Raw genomic sequence first — 17,351 nt, forward strand, 5'->3', positions numbered from 1 at the left:
ACCCCACGGACCGGACCAGCTACGTTCAATTGCTTGTATAAGGTAAAAATAAGATGTCGAACTATTCGTTCTGTCTACATTCTGGATCTAAAAGTGAGTTATCACTCGCTGCGTTGTCCCTTTCTTCTGCCAATTCCTTTGGCTCTTTTTTCTTTTTCAACGTTTAGTAGGTCCAGCTCATGAGTGTTCTATTTAGTCTATTTGGTATTGTTGCACTGCTAGGTTGTGCTTTCCTACTTTCTGAGGGTCGTTCTTCCATTAATTGGAAAACTGTATCTCGCGCCTTGATGCTACAAATGGGGTTTGCTGCTTTGGTGCTCTATTTCCCGTTGGGTCAAGCGGCGCTGGCGAGTTTAAGTAATGGGGTCGCGGGGCTACTCAGCTTTGCTGATGAAGGGATTAAATTCCTCTTTGGTGACCTCGCTTCTTCTGGCTTTATCTTCGCTATTCGTGTCCTTCCTATCATCATCTTCTTCAGTGCTCTTATCTCCGCCCTTTACTATTTGGGCATTATGCAAAAAGTGATTCAATTTATTGGCGGCGCTATCCAGAAGTTCTTGGGTACGAGTAAAGCAGAGTCTTTGGTTGCAACAGGGAACATCTTCTTATCTCAAGGCGAGTCACCACTTCTTATTCGTCCATTTCTTTCTAACATGACTCGCTCTGAACTGTTTGCCGTGATGGCTGGTGGTATGGCTTCAGTGGCGGGCAGTGTGCTTGGTGGTTATGCTGGTTTGGGTGTCGACCTCAAATACTTGATCGCGGCAAGCTTTATGGCAGCGCCAGGTAGTTTGATGATGGCAAAAATTATCGTTCCTGAGCGTCAAACGCCAAGCGATTACAACAATATTGAGCTAGATAAATCAGAAGAAAGCAACGTAATTGATGCGCTAGCAAGCGGTGCTATGGGCGGTATGAAAGTTGCTGTTGCTGTTGGTACCATGCTTATCGCTTTCGTGAGTGTTATCGCGATGGTGAACACGGGGCTAGAAAACTTGGGTGAGATACTTGGTTTCTCTGGCGTAACGCTACAAGCGATTTTTGGTTATTTGTTTGCACCTCTCGCATGGTTGATTGGTGTGCCAAGCCACGAAATCCTAGCTGCGGGTTCATACATTGGTCAGAAAGTGGTGATGAATGAGTTTGTTGCGTTTATCGATTTTGTGCAGCACAAAGCGACACTGTCTGAGCATACTCAAATTATTATCACTTTTGCGTTGTGTGGTTTTGCGAACATTGGCTCAATTGCGATTCAGTTGGGTTCTATCGGCGTGATGGCACCTGAGCGCCGCAAAGATGTTGCAAGTCTAGGCCTAAAAGCGGTTGCTGCTGGTACACTCGCTAACCTGATGAGTGCGTGCTTAGCGGGCATTTTTATCTCTCTCTAATTTAGATTGAAGATACACACTAAAAACCCGCCTAAATGGCGGGTTTTGTTATTTCTAAGGCTTGGGCATTAAGCCGTAAGGTATCGATTTAAAAGCCTCTGGGTGCTCTTGATAAGTTGGCGCTTTATGTACCCCTTTCCAATCGAGCAGCATGATGGCTAGCACGTTACGGTGTTCGCCGTACTTGAGATCAAAGTTACCGTCGACCGACGGAATCATCCCTTTTTCTGCGTTGATTGCGTGACGAATGGCTTGGCGGGTTTTCTTTACGACCGGATCATGGTCCAAGCCTGCTAACAAAAACGAAATGCCGACTTCCGCAATCACGTCTTCTTTGGCGCGCAGTAGGATAGTGTCGATGTTGTTGCGAAAGTAATCATAAATCCATTGGTGTTTCTTCTCGCTTACTCGCTCCTGATAATACTGTGAATCGGCAAAGATGATGTGCGTCATCCCATAGAGTTTGTTCCAATACTGCTGAGCTGAAAGCATCTTATCTTTATCGTCGGGGTAGGTGTCACGGAAGGTTTGAGTGAATTCCTCGACCACATCTTGCTCTCCTAACTGACGAAGCCAGTAGACTTGGTTTGCAAGCTGAGCTGCCCATGCTTCTATCATCTCTTTGTCCGTAACGTAACGCGAGAAATCGTAGCGCCTAATAATTTTTCTCAGCGTTTTGTCTTGTTTATGCTTTAGGCCGTATTCGTTTGCTCTTGCCATTGCGCCAAGCAAATCCACACCAAGATAAAGGTACTCAGGATGGTGTTTAGTCACGGTATAGCGTCGCTGCCCTCGTTCGGTTTCTTTCTCTTGATACGTGGTCAGCCTTTGAGATGAATAGAGAATGATGTCTTCTGGTTCAACAACTTCATTAGCAAATTGGTTTAACCGGCTGGCTACTTGTGCCATGTCGGTCCAAATGGCAGCGTGATATTTCTCATCTAATGTTTGGCGGTACATGCGTAAGCCAAAATGGCCCTCTTTAAACGCCGGGAAAGTGAACAGTTCCTGTTCGTAGGTACTACGAATCAACTGCGCTGATTGAGTATTATCGAGAAGCGGTACCTCTTCCTGTGATGCCTGAGCTGCAAAGGTAAGTGAGCAAGAGAGTAAGACCGCTAAGCTAAGAGGTTTAATACGCATAAATCCATTCCCTATGAAGTCCTGAACCTAAACCTACCATCAATATTAATTGAGAATGTAAAAGCAGAGTCAATAGTTAAAAATTTGCCTAAAAGTCAGGTTGATACGTTCATCTTTGGTTTTCGCGGTTTTTGGTACGCAGTGCTTCCAGTGATGCTGTAGCTCGCCAGCCATAATCAGTAAGGAGCCGTGAGAAAGCTCGTATTCAATCTCAGTTTTACAATGTAAATTTCTAAGCAAAAATCGACGTGTTTCACCTAAGTTCAAAGATGCGATAACAGGGTTTCTACCTAACTCTGGTTCATTATCTTGGTGCCAGCCCATTGAGTCTTGGCCGTGTCGATATAAGTTAGCGAGAACAGAATTAAAAGTGACATCAGCAACTGATTCACAACGCACTTTGAGCTGAGTTAACTCAGGAGTCCAAGGGTGAGGCTGCATGGTTAAGCCTGAGTAAGTATATGCTGCATCACCGTGCCACGCTTGTAAGCGAGGTTGAAGTACTGACTTGCCGAACATAGTAATGTGTTCTTGGTGCCATGGCAGTGTCTTTCGAAGTTGGTCAAAGTAATTATCCGCCTCAAGATTGCTAAGAAAATGAGGATCATAATAAAGTTTTCCTCTTTCTACTTCTTGCCATAGATCGCCGCCAAATAAATCGCCTTGTTGATGCATCATCTCACACCTAAAACATAAAAGTTGTCAATCACTGTTACCTTTCTGATTATGATTGGTTATTCTTGTGATAATAAGAATTTTAACAATAAATAAAAAATCTCGTAGTTGTATACGAGTTGTGGGGAGAAAATGCGTTATTTACCCAGAAAGCGATGCTATTTTGCATTGTTCTTCCTCACCTTTTTCGCTTTGTGTATTGGGGTTATTGAGCTGTTAAATCGAAACCAGCAAGAGCTTCACAAAGAGCGAGTTCAAGTTGAGGCCAAAGAACAACTTTCCATTCTCCGTTCCAATTTGGAAGCGGTACTTATGGCGGATATCTACAAAGCCAGTACTTTAGCGACACTCATTACGTTACTTCCTAAAAATCAAGAAGAAGAATTGAGTATCGCCGCTCACCGAATCCTAAATAAAAGTAAACATATTACAATCATCGGTATCGCGAAAAATGATGTAATTAGTCATGTATTTCCACGCCAAGGTAATGAGCGCCTAATCGGCCTTGATTACCGCGCAGTGCCACAGCAGTGGGTACAGGTGCAAAAAGCCAAGGATGTACAAGAAATTTTCATCGCAGGGCCAGTGACTTTGATTCAAGGTGGCCGAGGTTTGATCGTGCGTGTGCCTGTTTTTCTTGATCCTCCAATGAATCAGGACTACTGGGGAGTGATCAGTGCGGTGATTGATTTCGATGCTCTGATGAGAGAAACCGGCGTAATTGATTTCTCGTATCGTTACCCTTTAATGATCCGTGGTTACGATAGCGGTGGCTCATTTGGTGATGCTTTCTTTGGCGCGCAAAGTGTAAATAGCATGGTATATGCAAAAGAGATGGTTCATTTTCCTTATGGTGGGTGGAGTATGGTGGTTTTCTCTGGAGGCAAAGCTGATCGCCAAATCTCTTGGCATCAGTTGCATTTAGCTAGAGTAATCGGCTATCCCATTATATTCGCACTTAGCCTCGCGCTGTTCGCCATTTATCGACTGTATACCATTGCAGATGACAGAGCTTTACACGATGAACTCACGAATTTACCAAACCGTCGCTATTTTATGAAGTTTTACAAGCAGCAGTTTGAAATAGCGAAACGTTATAAAAAGCGTTATAGCTTCGCCTTAATTAATATTGACCTAGATAGGTTTAAACACATTAACGATACCTATGGTCACGACGCAGGTGACAAAGTTTTAATCGCTACGGCTGAAAGGGTAAAAAGCTCTCTGCGTAAATCAGACATCGTGGCCAGAATGGGCGGTGATGAGTTCTTAGTTGTAGTTCATCACCCAGGAACGGAAGAAAATGTTCAGTCCCTTCTACAAAAACTTCGATTAGCGCTATGCTCGACGCCCGTCATTTACGATGAAACGCTTATCTATTTGAAAGCCAGTATTGGGTACGCGATATTTGACCCGAAAATGTCATCTCCTGAGCAAATGATGAAAATAGCCGATGAGAGAATGTATCAACAAAAGCATGGCGGATGAGCCTGAACCCAGTTTCAATAAGGGGTTAGAAGAATGGTAAAGTTGGGAGCCCGAAATCTCATCATCATTGAGGTGCAAGAATATGTGACTTCATATGTTCACAGACACTTTGCTGAGAGAGTCGTTATTAGCAGTGCATTCAGTGGCATATTTGCATAATGTTGCATTTTGCAAATGCAGTTTGCGAAATTAATGGTTAATAAAGCAACGATATGCATCTGGATCTACTAAAAAACGGCTTTTTTAAAGTTGGCACGCATCGTGCATTACTTAGAGTGACCCTTATTAAGCCGAGGGTCACCTAGCCAACTGACGTTGTTAGTGAATACAAATTGTTCACAAGTATATACCGCCAATCACGTATATTGTGATTGGCGTTTTTTCTTTCTAAAGACCGATGATATTCACGTCGCTGCCCGTCTCATCAGCTTCTCCGCACTTGCTGTAACAACTAGGTTGTCTTGGACAAACCGCCCCTCTGGAGCAGATCAACCTTGCTTGGGTTTGAATCCCGCGCTCTATCCAGTTGATGTTTAATATCTTAGCGATAGTCGTTAAGTCTTTTTTGATGTGGGGAGGAATAACACTACTTCCGCCGGAAGCGACACAAAGGGACTTAAGTTCTTCCGCTATGGAAACGGCATCGCCACCTTGTGCAGAAATAGCAGGGTTAAGATCAATACCGGCACATAGCACGCGATTATTTCCCGCAGGGTCAAATACGTTGACCGATTCGCAGCAGTAGATACGTGGCTCGTCGCCAACATTTAAAATCGAAATTTGCGCTGAACTGGTATCCAAAGGCTGGGAAAGGCGTCGGAATACCGCCCAGTGCTGGCAAGGGTCGTTTACTTTGCGCATGTTGCCCCAAGGCAATGGAATACCATTTCCTCGATACACTGCTTTTAACTTGCCGGGGCCATAGGCATCAAAATAGTGCCAATGAGGGTAAGGCGAGACCACCGTCATGCGACGCATTGCAACAGAAGGAGAAACTCCCGCCTTTTTGTGAACATCAATCTCGTAACCAGAACGGTCAAGCAGCTGACGAAAGGGTACTTTGGGGCAGAGTAGGGCACCGGCAAAGAAGCTGGACTCAAAATCACGCCAAGCTTGCAGGATATCTTGCGAATTGAGTTCAGAGTTCGACACAGGGCTGTCCATTTGCTCCCAATTGTTTTGATGCCCGATAGATAAAACGTTATTCATTGCATCGCTGCTATGGAGTACTCGATGGCCGATATATACCGCCAAGTCATACTTCAATCGGGTTGGATAGTCACGCATTCGTTTATTGAGATAAATAGTCCCAGGTGGCTCCATGAAAGACGTAATCAACTGTTTGGCGCTGACGCCCAGTTCATCAATCACATCTTGTGGCGCTCGATCTACCCAGCGGATATCCAATCCCATACTCTTTGCAATGTCTACGAGATCTTCTACAGATAGATTCAGCCGCTTCAAGCCGACCTCTTCGGCGGCGCGCTCTAAATCAGGAAAATGGTTTTGATGGTTTTCTTGGTGTGCTCGAATCAAGAGATGAGCAAACTGACGCCCCGTGATACCTGTTTGGGAGAGCATTTCTGGTATCGCGATTTGAAGAATATCATTGGAGAACAGAAAGCTCGGCTCCAACGCCATGCCACTAATCCCGCCACGATTTCCTTTGTTGGGTGTGATGGCTTCTAATTCGGGTTCATCATCTAAAAACCAAGCAGGATCTTTTTGAAAAACTTCCGCGATCACTTCGAGCATATCGATACTCGGTACGCGTTTTCCGCGCTCAATCATTGAAAGGTAAGAAACCGACGGAGCGTACTCTGGATTAATTCTTACACAACGGGCAGACAAATCTTCCATCGTTAAATGGTTGTTTTTTCTTAGGTTACGAATTTTCGTACCAAGAAAATGAGACTGACGAATAAGGCTTTTTGACACAGACATTTTGTAAAATTCACATTGTAAAATTTTTGTTGTGAAATTGTAGTCAATATTTCGCTAGTCTACATAATGAGCAGGCAAGGAAATTAACCATCCACTTCACAGAATTGCCTGAAACTTAAATAAAGGATTTAAGTTTTTACTCTAGGACGAGTTTTTAAGTGCGAGGATATGACGATGAATATGCTGAACTTCGATAAAAAAGAGATGCAACAACAACAACGCCCATTTATCGCTGAAGCCGTATTTGCCGTCGAAGCGGTAAGTGCTGAGCAGCAGAGTGAGAAACAAGTAAAAGCGAAGCAACTACTAGACCGCATGTTTCCATTGGAGAACGGGTCGCACCAAGATGTATCAAGTTACGTGATTGATTACCGCCATGTTTTGGCTTATTTCAAAGACGGTACACACAGCGGCCTGAAAAGCCCAAAACACTTCGTGGCGTACACTGGTGAAAAGGAAGATCCAAAGTCTATTTTGTTCAAAGATGATTCGGGCAATCATGTAGAAGTGCTGTTTGGCTGTCATAAAGGCACTGGTTGCGTGGAATTAGTGGACATTGATGATATTCAATTGGAAACTCGCACGACGTTTCATCCTGAACTAACTGGCAATGCACCAACCGCGATGCGCCATTGGATAAGTCTAATCAAAGGCGACAAAAAAGGTAAGCCGATGGCATGCAGTGAAGATAAAGAATATACCGCAAAAAATGGTGACGACTACATTCTAAGTTACTGTTACAGCGTCGATTAAGATACTCATGATTGGATACAAAAACCCCGCACTTTACAGCGCGGGGTTTTCTTTTTCATCATAAAAGTCGTTTTCGCTTAGCCAGTTTATTTAAATTGGCATCACGCGGTTACGACCGAGTTGTTTTGCTTCATAAAGCTGTTTATCGGCTTTATTGATTAAGGCTTCAGGCGTATCACCCGGCTCAAATTCTGCTACCCCAAAAGAAGCGGTAATGCTGTGAACTTGTGTGCCTGAGCGCTTATCTCTGATACGCAGCTTTTCTATCATGCGGCGTAGTGTGTCTGCATATTGGCGAGCAATTCGCAGAGATTTGTTAGGTACAATTAACGCGAATTCTTCACCACCAAAACGGTACGCACATATCCCATCTCGGCAGCTTTGTTGTAGTCGGCGGGCAATGGCTTTTAATACTGTATCGCCAAAAAGGTGCCCGTAATTGTCGTTAAATGATTTGAAATGATCGATATCAAGCATGATCAAGGTCATTGCCTGATTTGATGCAATAAGTGAAGAGAGATCTTTGTCAAATGCTCGGCGGTTGTATAGGTTTGACAAACCATCGAACAACGCATCTTGCTGTACTTCAGCCAATTGGTTTTTGAGGCGAGAAATTTCTTCACTCGCGTTAGTCAATTGGCTATTCAAAAACTTTGTTGAGTGACGAATTTCGTGTGACTCTGCGACAAGTTGACGAATCACCACCATCACTTCTTCAATGCTTAGGCTATTGTCCTCAACTTTTTCCAGTTTATTAAAGCTTTTGTCTACCATCTCAGAAAAGGAGGAAGTATCTGAAATCGTATCGCTCATTGAACTGGATACTTCATGTAGCAGAACTTCTACATTGGTTCTAAGATCTTCAAGGCTGGTTTCTGCTTTGCTGGCCACATAGTTGTTGTAAAGCTGCTTATTGGTTGCTGGCGGGCAAATACCGTAGTTTTCTAACACCGTGTCTAACTCAAAGTTGAGTTCTGGAATGGTCTTGTCAACGTAGGTATACCAAAGCGCGTAGTTGGCTGGCGTGGCAGCAACATGGTTTTTGATCATCAGTGGGACCGCTTTTTTTAAATTAGCGGTTGATTTCTTAAACTCGTCGGTCATTTCTGCGATGGTACTAGCAAAATGGGATTGGGCTTAGATTAACGGATATTAACTAATGTCGCTTTAATTTTTATCACTTTTGCATGGTTTATATAGAAAATGAGTGATTAAGATCGTGATCAATACCGTTGGATTCGAATTTTATAAAATATCAGTATGAAACATGTACAGGCATTTGGTGGTATTGCGTGTTTTGAGATATCCAGCAAATGGATTCCGTGTAAACGTTAGTAACCTAATGATCGTCAAACTCTCGTTTTCGTATAAAAGCAAGTAAATCAAAAGGCTTAACGTCAGGGTCTCCGTGAAAAGAACTCGTAGACGAAGAATTAACATCTGAGGGTGCGAATTGAAAAAGAAAATAGGACTTTATTGGTTCACGAACGACTTGCGATTGCACGACAACCCACTGTTGAAAAGCGCCAGTGTAGAAATGGACGAGTTAATTTGCTTGTATTGCTACCCTTCAATGACGCCTTACTTGCATCACTTTGCGCAGGAAGCCTCTTTCGGGCGTGCGAAATTGCAGTTTCTCGACTTATCGCTTAGTGAACTCAATCAATCTTTGAATCACCTTGGTCAGCGATTATGGGCGGTTGAACTGACGCCCGATCAAGCAATCAAGTATGCTGTTAATCGCTTCGACGTCACACATATATATGCTGACGCCTTTCCCGGTTCGGATGAGCAACAAGCGTTAGATCGCGCAGTTGAAGGCGCGTCTCATGTAAAAATAAAACAGCAAGCAATCCGGACCCTGTTAAGGGAAGAACAACTGCCATTTGACTTGAGCAATCTGCCTACGACTTTCACGCAGTTTAGAAAGCAAGTTGAAGGTTTAGACATCTCTCGGCCCCACGAGAGTATCCGTTCGTTACCTCCAATTCCTTTAGGTGTGAATCTTCCTTCCGTTACTGCATATTACTTTGACACAAAAGCTGCGTTTCATGGTGGAGAAAGCCGCGGGCTTGAACATTGTCGCCAGTATTTTGCTTCCACACTAGCCAGTGAATACAAACAAACACGCAATGGTTTAGATGGCATGGATTACTCCACCAAGTTCTCTCCTTGGCTAGCTCATGGGTGCGTTTCTCCGAAAACTATTTATGCCATGTTGAAACGTTATGAAGCGGAGAATGGTGCAAATGATTCAACCTACTGGATTTACTTCGAGCTGCTTTGGCGTGAATACTTTTATTGGTATGCCCGTCGACACAAGCGACAGCTCTTCCGATTCGGTGGCATCCAAAATCAAGCACCACTCACCAGCTTTTACGCGCACCGTTTTCAACAATGGAAGAAAGGTGAAACGCCATTTCCTATCGTCAATGCGTGTATGCACCAACTTAATGAAACCGGTTATATGTCGAATCGTGGCAGACAGTTAGTCGCCAGTTGTTTGGTGCATGAACTTGGCCTCGATTGGCGTTATGGCGCGGCGTACTTTGAGTCACAACTGGTTGATTACGATGTGGCATCAAACTGGGGAAATTGGCAATACCTAGCGGGCGTTGGTGCTGATCCGCGTGGTTCACGACAATTCAACCTCGAAAAGCAAACCGAAATGTACGATCCGCACATGGAGTTCATCGATAGGTGGCAAGGTCGTTGTCCTGGCGCGCATTTGGATAGTGTAGACATGGTCGATTGGCCGATTGTGATGGGCAGCAGTGACAAAGCTTTGTCATCGGAGAAACCGTAATGCAATTTGAAACCGTACGATTGATCTTGGGCGATCAACTTAACAGTGAGCACTCTTGGTTTCAGCAACCGGATGAGCAAGTGCTTTACCTGATTGCGGAGCTCAAGCAAGAGAATACATACGTCACGCACCATATTCAGAAAGTGTGTGCGTTCTTTTCTGCAATGGAACAGTTTGCGAAAGAGCGTCAGAGTGAAGGTCACCAAGTTCTGTACCTCACATTGGATGACACACAATCCTTCGACGATCTTGAGCAAGTCTTGCAACACTACGCGAGTGAAGTTGGTGCAAGTAAGTTTGAATATCAACGCCCGGATGAATACCGTCTGCTGGAGCAGTTAGCCAAACTAAAGCTTGATGGGGTCGTGACGCGTTGTGTCGACTCGGAACATTTTTTGTTGCCGTTTGAGGAAATAGAATCGCAGTTTCCTCAAGGCAAACACATCATGATGGAGCACTTTTACCGCCGTATGCGCAAGCGCTTCGACATCTTGATGCAAGACGGAAAGCCCGTCGGCGGAAAATGGAATTACGATGCCAATAATCGTAACAAGCTCAAAGCCAAAGACATTGAACAACTTCCACAACCTTTGATGTTCAGTGCCGACGTAAGCGACATTATTGAGCGATTGGCAAAACATGACATCAAAACTATCGGAAATCTCGAAGGAGACTTGTTGTGGCCGATCAATCGCGCGCAAAGCCTCTCTTTACTCGCGCATTTCTGCCAAGTCTGTCTGCCGTTGTTTGGCCGTTTTCAAGACGCCATGACAGGCCAGCATGATGCTAAGTGGAGCTTGTATCACAGCCGAATTTCATTCTCGCTTAACAGCAAATTGCTGCACCCGAGAGAAGTCATTGATGCTTCACTCAAGGCATTTCATTCCAACGCGGACATCGACATTTCTCAAGTTGAAGGGTTTATTCGCCAAATATTAGGATGGCGAGAGTACATTCGAGGCGTCTATTGGGCGAACATGCCTCATTACCCGAAAAAGAACGAGCTGGGCGCAGAAAGAAAGCTGCCAAACTTCTTTTGGAGTGGCGAAACCAAAATGGCCTGTATGCGCAATGCGATTGAGCAGTCCCTCGATTATGCCTACGCACACCACATCCAACGTTTGATGGTCACTGGTAACTTTTGCTTGCTAACCGAGATCGACCCAGATCAAGTGGATGAGTGGTATCTCGGTATCTATGTTGATGCGATTGAATGGGTCGAAATGCCGAACACACGTGGCATGGCATTGTTTGCGGATGGCGGCATTGTTGGCACCAAACCTTACGCGGCGAGTGGTTCTTACATCAACAAAATGAGCGACTACTGTAAAGGTTGCCATTACGACAATAAGGCGAGGAGCGGAGAAGGCTCGTGTCCGTTTAACAGCCTTTATTGGCGCTTTATGAACAAGCACGACAAGCGCCTCGCAGCCAATCCACGAATCGGGATGATTTTCCGCTCTTGGGACAACATGGAAGAACAGCAACGCCAAGCGATTCTTGATACCGCAGAGCACTACATAGAAAACGTGGAGAACTTGTGATGGAAATACTCATCGTCGGTGGCAATGGTGGAATTGGTTTGGCAGTGGTGAGAGAAGCCGCAGCTCGGTTCCCTCAAGCGCGCGTGCATGCCACTTATCGTAAGCAGCAACCAGATTGGCAACACCCAAATGTCGTTTGGCATCAAGTGGATGTATCGCAAGACGAGCAGATAAAAGCGTTCAGTGAGCAGATTGAACACGTCGATTGGTTGGTGAACTGTGTTGGTATGTTGCACACCCAAGAGAAAGGCCCTGAAAAGAATCTTAATTCGCTCGACGCAGACTTCTTTCAGCAAACCATCACGGTTAATACTTTGCCAAGTTTGCTGTTGGCGAAATACTTCACGCCCAAGCTAAAGCGCAGTACTGCACCCAAGTTTGCGACCATTTCGGCCAAAGTTGGCAGCATTAGCGATAATCAGTTAGGTGGTTGGTACAGCTATCGAGCATCGAAAGCCGCATTAAACATGTTCCTAAAAACCATGTCGATCGAATGGCAAAGAGTGGTCAAACATGGCACGGTGCTTTCACTTCACCCTGGCACCACAGATACCGCTTTGTCGGCACCTTTTCAAACCAATGTCCCAGAGGGAAAGTTGTTTACGCCAGAGCGAGTTGCTAAGGATTTATTAGGCTTGATAGAAAAAGCAACCCCGCAAGATAGCGGGGCGTTTTGGGCTTATGATGGGACGTTATTACCTTGGTAAGAGAACGCGTACAAACGTTAATACAAATGAAATAACATACTCCAGAGAGGGTCGGAGTGACCTACGTTTTCGTTGATTTATTTCTTCGGCAACGCTCAGAACAATAAACGATTTCCTCCCAATTTCGCGCCCACTTCTTTCTCCAAGAAAATGGGCGCTGACAGACCGGACAGACTTTCATGGGAAGGTTGGATTTAAAACCTTTCATCGCGCTGAATGTTCACTCCTAATTTGGTTAAAACTACTTATCAAATAGGTACAGGTAATCGCCGTAGCCTAAACTCGCCATCTTGTTCACAGGTACAAATTTCATCGCAGCAGAGTTCATACAATAGCGTAATCCCGTCGGCTTCGGACCATCTTTAAACACATGACCTAGGTGTGAATCACCAAACTTACTGCGGATCTCCGTTCTAGGGTAGAGCAGTTTATAATCGGTTTTCTCCACGATGTAAGCCGGGTTAATTGGTCGAGTAAAGCTTGGCCAACCTGTGCCAGATTTGTATTTATCAGTAGAAGAAAATAGCGGTTCACCGGTCACAATATCCACATAAATTCCCGCTTCTTTGTTGTCCCAGTATTCGTTATCAAACGGACGCTCCGTGCCTTCTTCTTGCGTCACGTAATACTGTAGCTCTGTTAAGTTTGATTTGATTTCAGACTGAGCAGGCTTACTGTACGCTTTCACTTTCGAAAGCAGCTTTTTTTCTTCAATCAACTGTCGAAGTGTTTTAGGGCTTTCTTTTCGATCTTCACCAAATACTTCGTCGAGATATTTATCGCGACCTGATGCGTAGCGGTAGTATTTGTACTTCAGGCTACTCTTCTTGTAGTAATCCTGATGGTACGATTCCGCAGGGTAGAACTTTTCAAACTCGATCAGTTCTGTTTTCAACGGTTTTGGATAGATCATCGCCTTGTCGATTTCCATCATAAACTGCTCAGCAATCTGCTTTTGCTCCGCATTAAGATAGAAGATCGCCGGGCGGTATTGGGGACCACGGTCGACGAATGAGCCTTTGTCGTCAGTCGGGTCGATATGGCGGAAGAAGTAGTCCAGCACTTGTTCGTAGTTCACGACAGCAGGATCGTACTTCACCTCAATCACTTCAATATGACCAGATTTACCAGAAGAGACTTGGCGGTAAGTCGGGTTTTCAATATGACCACCTGAATAACCTGATACAACATCGATTACGCCGGGCAGTTGCTCTAAATCCGATTCTGTACACCAGAAACAACCGCCAGCTAGCGTTGCGATTCTTGTATTCTCTGAAGCCTTCAGCTTATCCATCGTATCGGCGGTACCTGTTTTACTCAATAGTAGAAACAAGACTGGAAGTGCGAAGGAGAAACCGGCCAATAACTTAGACATATTCTTCATAGCTACCTCATCGTTATTTTTGTAGAAAGTGTTACTTAAATAAAAAGTGTTACGTATAGAGAAAGGTAACCGAGCGAAAAAATTACAGTAATGTTGAAAATTCCGTTGCCCTTTTATGCGATAGAGCTAAAGTATCGACAAGAAACACACCGCTAGTAAGGGCAACGATGCCTTGAATAAGCGATGCTAAATGAGGTAAATCATGCAAGCTGAAGTTAAATGGATAGAAGATTTTAAATTCCTTGGGCAATCTCAGTCGGGCCACTCCGTAGTGATGGATGGCAATGGTGGTGCAACCGCACCAAGCCCAATGGAAATGGTACTAATGGCTGCTGGTGGCTGTAGCTCAGTCGATGTTGTTGATGGTTTGAAAACAGCAGGCCAAAAGGTTTCGTCAGTTAATGCCAAGCTAACCACAGAGCGTCGTGAAACCGCACCGCGTATCTTTACGCAAGTGAATATCCACTTTCAAGTGTCAGGTGACGAGCTTGACCCAGAAGTCGTAGCAAACGTGGCGGCTGACTCGCTAGAAAAATACTGCTCGGTTTGCTTAATGCTAGGCGAAGGTGTTGAGATGACCCACAGTTGGGAAATTGTGTAAGTTGACAGACTCCACAAAATATAAAAACAGGAAAGAGAAAAGTCCGGGCTTTTCTCTTTTTTTATTTCGCAGTTCACGTACCTTGTGAGGAGTCTGAAAGCAGTAATTGCAGGTTGTAGGAGTCTTCCAGTGACAGAACTAGAAAAAATGATGTCTGGCCAGGTCTTTGATGGCATGGACAAAGAAATTGACGCCATTAGAAGCCATGCTCTTCAAGCACTTAGAGCACTCAATAATAACACCGACGAAAGTCAGCGCGACGAATTGCAAAAGCAGCTATTTGGCAAGGTAGGCCGTTGTATTGTCCAGGTCCCTTTTCATTGTGAATTTGGTAAGACCATCGAAATAGGTGAAGAAACCTTTATCAACATGAACGTGGTCATGCTCGATGGTGCCAAAATTACCATCGGGAACCACGTGCTCATTGGACCGAGCGTGCAATTTTATACCGCTTCTCATTCTGTTGATTACCGAAGTCGCCGACGTTGGGAAACGTTTTGTAAACCCATCACGATTGAAGATGATGTGTGGATTGGCGGAAATTCGGTCATTAACCAAGGTGTGACGATAGGTGCTCGCTCAGTAATTGCGGCGAATTCAGTCGTTAACCATGATGTGCCGCCAGATTGTCTATACGGAGGCACACCAGCGAAGTTGATTCGTCGTCTCAACGAAGAAGAGTAAGAATCGATAGTGATGGCATGATGACTCGCTTTACGGGCGTAAGAGAATCATGCCATCAGAAAGGGATAATTCGTCAAGGAGTCTAAGATGTCGAACAAGACAGAAGTCCTCATGTGCCCTACATGTGGGGTAGAAACGCATCATGTCGTGGTGTTAGTTAGAAAGAAAAGTGGCTATGAAGGCGATAAAAATCGCAACAAGAAAGAGTTCATCGCTGGCTTTCTTAAAAGTGTAGTGTTCGGCGCCTTCCTTGCTTCTATGGATGAATTTGAACGTCACTTGATCTGCGAAAACTGTGGTCATAAAACCATTCAACAGTAACTGATAGTCTTTCTTTCTCTGCATAAGTTCATAAGTGCGGTTTGAAGCACTGGTTATTCAAATCGCATTATCCTCTTTTAGTGCTTTTGCTCTTCTTATGTTCCTCTCTCAAAAGTGAGTCACATCAGTACGCATTTTAACCGCTTGGATGCAGGTAACTCACTGCTATGTATAATAAATTTTGGTGGGAAATACGTGTTTCAGCTCGATGTTTAACCTCTGTTCTATCGACACGTTTTGAGTCAGTAAACACTTAAATTTCGTTTACTTTATGTTGTACGCAGTGCAATTGTGTGAAATTAGTCACATTAATGTTTAATTTATGAAAAAATAATTAATGAATAGTAATTCACAAATATGCTGACCGTATGTGCTATTTAGTTTTGACTTATCTTTTGAATATTCACTTGGTGAATGCTTTGTTGTTTTTAGATTGACTGAAGGTTTGATTTTCTATTCAAACTTGTGAAAGGTTGAATCGATATATTAGAAAACATGAATTTGATCTTGTTTCTATCTTTTGTTTTAAATGCGAAATTCATTATTAACAACGGATGGTTTTGATGATTTCTCTTATGTGTATCCCACCAATTTTAGAAATTGAAAATTAAACTTTCTCAATACAATAACGACTAAAATTAAACGGAATGATGTTCTTATATTTTTATTGTATTTTAACTTATACATTTTGACTCATTCATTTTAACTGTTTTTGTTGATTTTAAGTTGTTGATAATAATTGCCTTTTAACTTTTGTTTTAATGACGTTGCTTTGCTGTTTCTTTAATGTTGTGGTGTGTGGCTTTATTTATAAAAAGTCATTTTAAAGTACGTTTTTAAGCAAATTAGAACGCGACAATACTCAGATAAATAGTATTAAAAAGTTAAATAAGGATTTAACCATAAGAGTAATTTTATGGTTGATAGGTTTATTGGGGTTGATTATCTGAATTTTTATGGAATTTCATCCCAATAATCTGTTTGTCTTTAAGTTTATTCTAATAAACTTAATTCTCATGGAAGTTTCAAAACATGCAGCACACAACAAAGTGGATGATGACGCCGCTTGCAATGTTGTTGGGTACGCTGTTTTCAGCGCCATCATTCGCGGTGGAAACGAGTGTAATTGATAGCACTAGCACGCCTGAATCTACACAAAATGAAGGAGATACGTCCTGTATTGTTTGTAAGTTTAGTGGGGCCGTTTACCTATCTTACGATACAAACATTTACGATAAAGACGACTACCGTTCTGTCCGCAATTTCTCGTGGGGAGGCGATCTCGTTTATTCCTTTTCGAGCGACACAAAAGCCTATTTTTCTACGGGGGGCTATCGTGCCCTAGAAGATGAAGTCGGCACCTACGCGACAGATTCGGTGTTGGGCTTGCAATACACGAACCTATATCGCTTTGGAGATACAGGGAAAATCGGCGTTGCGGGTCAGCTCACCATTCCAACTTCAGAAACATCTCGTAAAGATGAACTGCACACCGCGGTTCGTTTAGATGTGCCGATCTCTTTTTCAGCTTGGAGCGTCGATTTTTCGGTTTCGCCAAGACTGAGAAAAAATTTCCACGAATACAAAACCATGGGTGGACGCTCGCTGACTGAGTGGACTTACTCGTTGTTTGCTGTTGCGGAAAAGTCGTGGGAATCGTTCGCAGTGGGGATTACGGCGTTAGGTGGTAACAGCATCAGTTATCAAGGTACGCGCAGAAGCAGTTGGCAGTATGAGGGGGCGTTGTACGGCACATACGAGTTTGATGAAAGCTGGTCATTGCTACTCGCGGCATCATCAACGGGTTTCTATCAAGATGCAGAGCGAGGCACCTTGGGCAACATCGATTTGTTGGACCAAGAGAAAGCGTCTTACATCGTGACAGTGACTTACTCCTTCTAGGAAAATAACAA

General features: G+C 43.8%; 16 protein-coding genes. 10 read left to right on the plus strand and 6 right to left on the minus strand.

Annotated elements, in window-relative coordinates:
* Positions 1 to 179 precede the first annotated feature (179 nt).
* Positions 180 to 1,388, plus strand: a complete 1,209-nt coding sequence (locus R8N49_RS15480; RefSeq protein WP_017635515.1) for a NupC/NupG family nucleoside CNT transporter — start codon at positions 180 to 182, stop codon at positions 1,386 to 1,388.
* Positions 1,389 to 1,442: 54 nt separating this feature from the next.
* On the opposite strand, the gene R8N49_RS15485 is transcribed toward R8N49_RS15480, so the two are convergent.
* Complete coding sequence (locus R8N49_RS15485; protein ID WP_005384167.1) at positions 1,443 to 2,531, minus strand: DUF3541 domain-containing protein; 1,089 nt, start codon at positions 2,529 to 2,531, stop codon at positions 1,443 to 1,445.
* A gap of 69 nt (positions 2,532 to 2,600) precedes the next feature.
* On the minus strand, positions 2,601 to 3,206 hold the full coding sequence (locus R8N49_RS15490) for an alpha-ketoglutarate-dependent dioxygenase AlkB family protein (protein ID WP_158173507.1): 606 nt from the start codon (positions 3,204 to 3,206) through the stop codon (positions 2,601 to 2,603).
* 132 nt (positions 3,207 to 3,338) lie between these two features.
* Between R8N49_RS15490 and R8N49_RS15495 the strand changes: the two genes are divergently transcribed.
* On the plus strand, positions 3,339 to 4,694 hold the full coding sequence (locus R8N49_RS15495; RefSeq protein WP_021035911.1) for a diguanylate cyclase: 1,356 nt from the start codon (positions 3,339 to 3,341) through the stop codon (positions 4,692 to 4,694).
* Between the two features lie 387 nt (positions 4,695 to 5,081).
* Here the strand turns inward: R8N49_RS15495 and R8N49_RS15500 are convergent, their stop codons facing one another.
* Positions 5,082 to 6,638, minus strand: a complete 1,557-nt coding sequence (locus R8N49_RS15500; RefSeq protein WP_080773721.1) for a DUF3612 domain-containing protein — start codon at positions 6,636 to 6,638, stop codon at positions 5,082 to 5,084.
* A 174-nt stretch (positions 6,639 to 6,812) separates the two neighbouring features.
* On the opposite strand from R8N49_RS15500, the gene R8N49_RS15505 reads away from it, so the two are divergent.
* Positions 6,813 to 7,391, plus strand: a complete 579-nt coding sequence (locus R8N49_RS15505) for a malate synthase (protein ID WP_005374156.1) — start codon at positions 6,813 to 6,815, stop codon at positions 7,389 to 7,391.
* A 90-nt stretch (positions 7,392 to 7,481) separates the two neighbouring features.
* Here the strand turns inward: R8N49_RS15505 and R8N49_RS15510 are convergent, their stop codons facing one another.
* Entirely contained in the window at positions 7,482 to 8,495 is a 1,014-nt protein-coding gene (locus tag R8N49_RS15510; protein WP_005374150.1) for a GGDEF domain-containing protein, read from the minus strand.
* Between the two features lie 349 nt (positions 8,496 to 8,844).
* On the opposite strand from R8N49_RS15510, the gene R8N49_RS15515 reads away from it, so the two are divergent.
* From R8N49_RS15515 to R8N49_RS15525, 3 genes are read left to right on the plus strand one after another with little or no spacing between them, the layout of a single operon-like run.
* Entirely contained in the window at positions 8,845 to 10,197 is a 1,353-nt protein-coding gene (locus R8N49_RS15515) for a DASH family cryptochrome (RefSeq protein ID WP_318190014.1), read from the plus strand.
* Positions 10,197 to 11,741, plus strand: a complete 1,545-nt coding sequence (locus R8N49_RS15520; protein ID WP_186585525.1) for a cryptochrome/photolyase family protein — start codon at positions 10,197 to 10,199, stop codon at positions 11,739 to 11,741. Before R8N49_RS15515 ends, R8N49_RS15520 begins: the two co-directional genes overlap by 1 nt.
* Positions 11,741 to 12,448 (plus strand): SDR family oxidoreductase, encoded by a 708-nt coding sequence (locus R8N49_RS15525; protein WP_186585524.1) that lies wholly within the window; start codon positions 11,741 to 11,743, stop codon positions 12,446 to 12,448. Before R8N49_RS15520 ends, R8N49_RS15525 begins: the two co-directional genes overlap by 1 nt.
* A gap of 61 nt (positions 12,449 to 12,509) precedes the next feature.
* Here R8N49_RS15525 and R8N49_RS15530 read toward each other — a convergent pair whose 3' ends face one another.
* Positions 12,510 to 12,656, minus strand: coding sequence for a DUF2256 domain-containing protein (locus R8N49_RS15530; protein ID WP_005374142.1), 147 nt, complete (start codon positions 12,654 to 12,656; stop codon positions 12,510 to 12,512).
* A gap of 33 nt (positions 12,657 to 12,689) precedes the next feature.
* Positions 12,690 to 13,832, minus strand: a complete 1,143-nt coding sequence (gene msrB / locus R8N49_RS15535) for a peptide-methionine (R)-S-oxide reductase MsrB (protein ID WP_132936960.1) — start codon at positions 13,830 to 13,832, stop codon at positions 12,690 to 12,692.
* A 202-nt stretch (positions 13,833 to 14,034) separates the two neighbouring features.
* Between msrB and R8N49_RS15540 the strand changes: the two genes are divergently transcribed.
* From R8N49_RS15540 to R8N49_RS15555, 4 genes are all read left to right on the plus strand, one after another.
* Entirely contained in the window at positions 14,035 to 14,433 is a 399-nt protein-coding gene (locus tag R8N49_RS15540) for an OsmC family protein (RefSeq protein ID WP_186585523.1), read from the plus strand.
* Positions 14,434 to 14,562: 129 nt separating this feature from the next.
* The gene (locus R8N49_RS15545; RefSeq protein WP_186585522.1) at positions 14,563 to 15,117 is read left to right on the plus strand and encodes a sugar O-acetyltransferase; all 555 of its coding nucleotides are present in this window, start codon (positions 14,563 to 14,565) and stop codon (positions 15,115 to 15,117) included.
* A gap of 87 nt (positions 15,118 to 15,204) precedes the next feature.
* Positions 15,205 to 15,438: a hypothetical protein gene (locus R8N49_RS15550; protein WP_005497910.1), complete on the plus strand. Its 234-nt coding sequence runs from the start codon at positions 15,205 to 15,207 to the stop codon at positions 15,436 to 15,438.
* 1,032 nt (positions 15,439 to 16,470) lie between these two features.
* Positions 16,471 to 17,340, plus strand: coding sequence for a hypothetical protein (locus R8N49_RS15555; RefSeq protein WP_005384146.1), 870 nt, complete (start codon positions 16,471 to 16,473; stop codon positions 17,338 to 17,340).
* Positions 17,341 to 17,351 lie beyond the last annotated feature (11 nt).

Source organism: Vibrio sp. 1978, assembly GCF_033344345.1.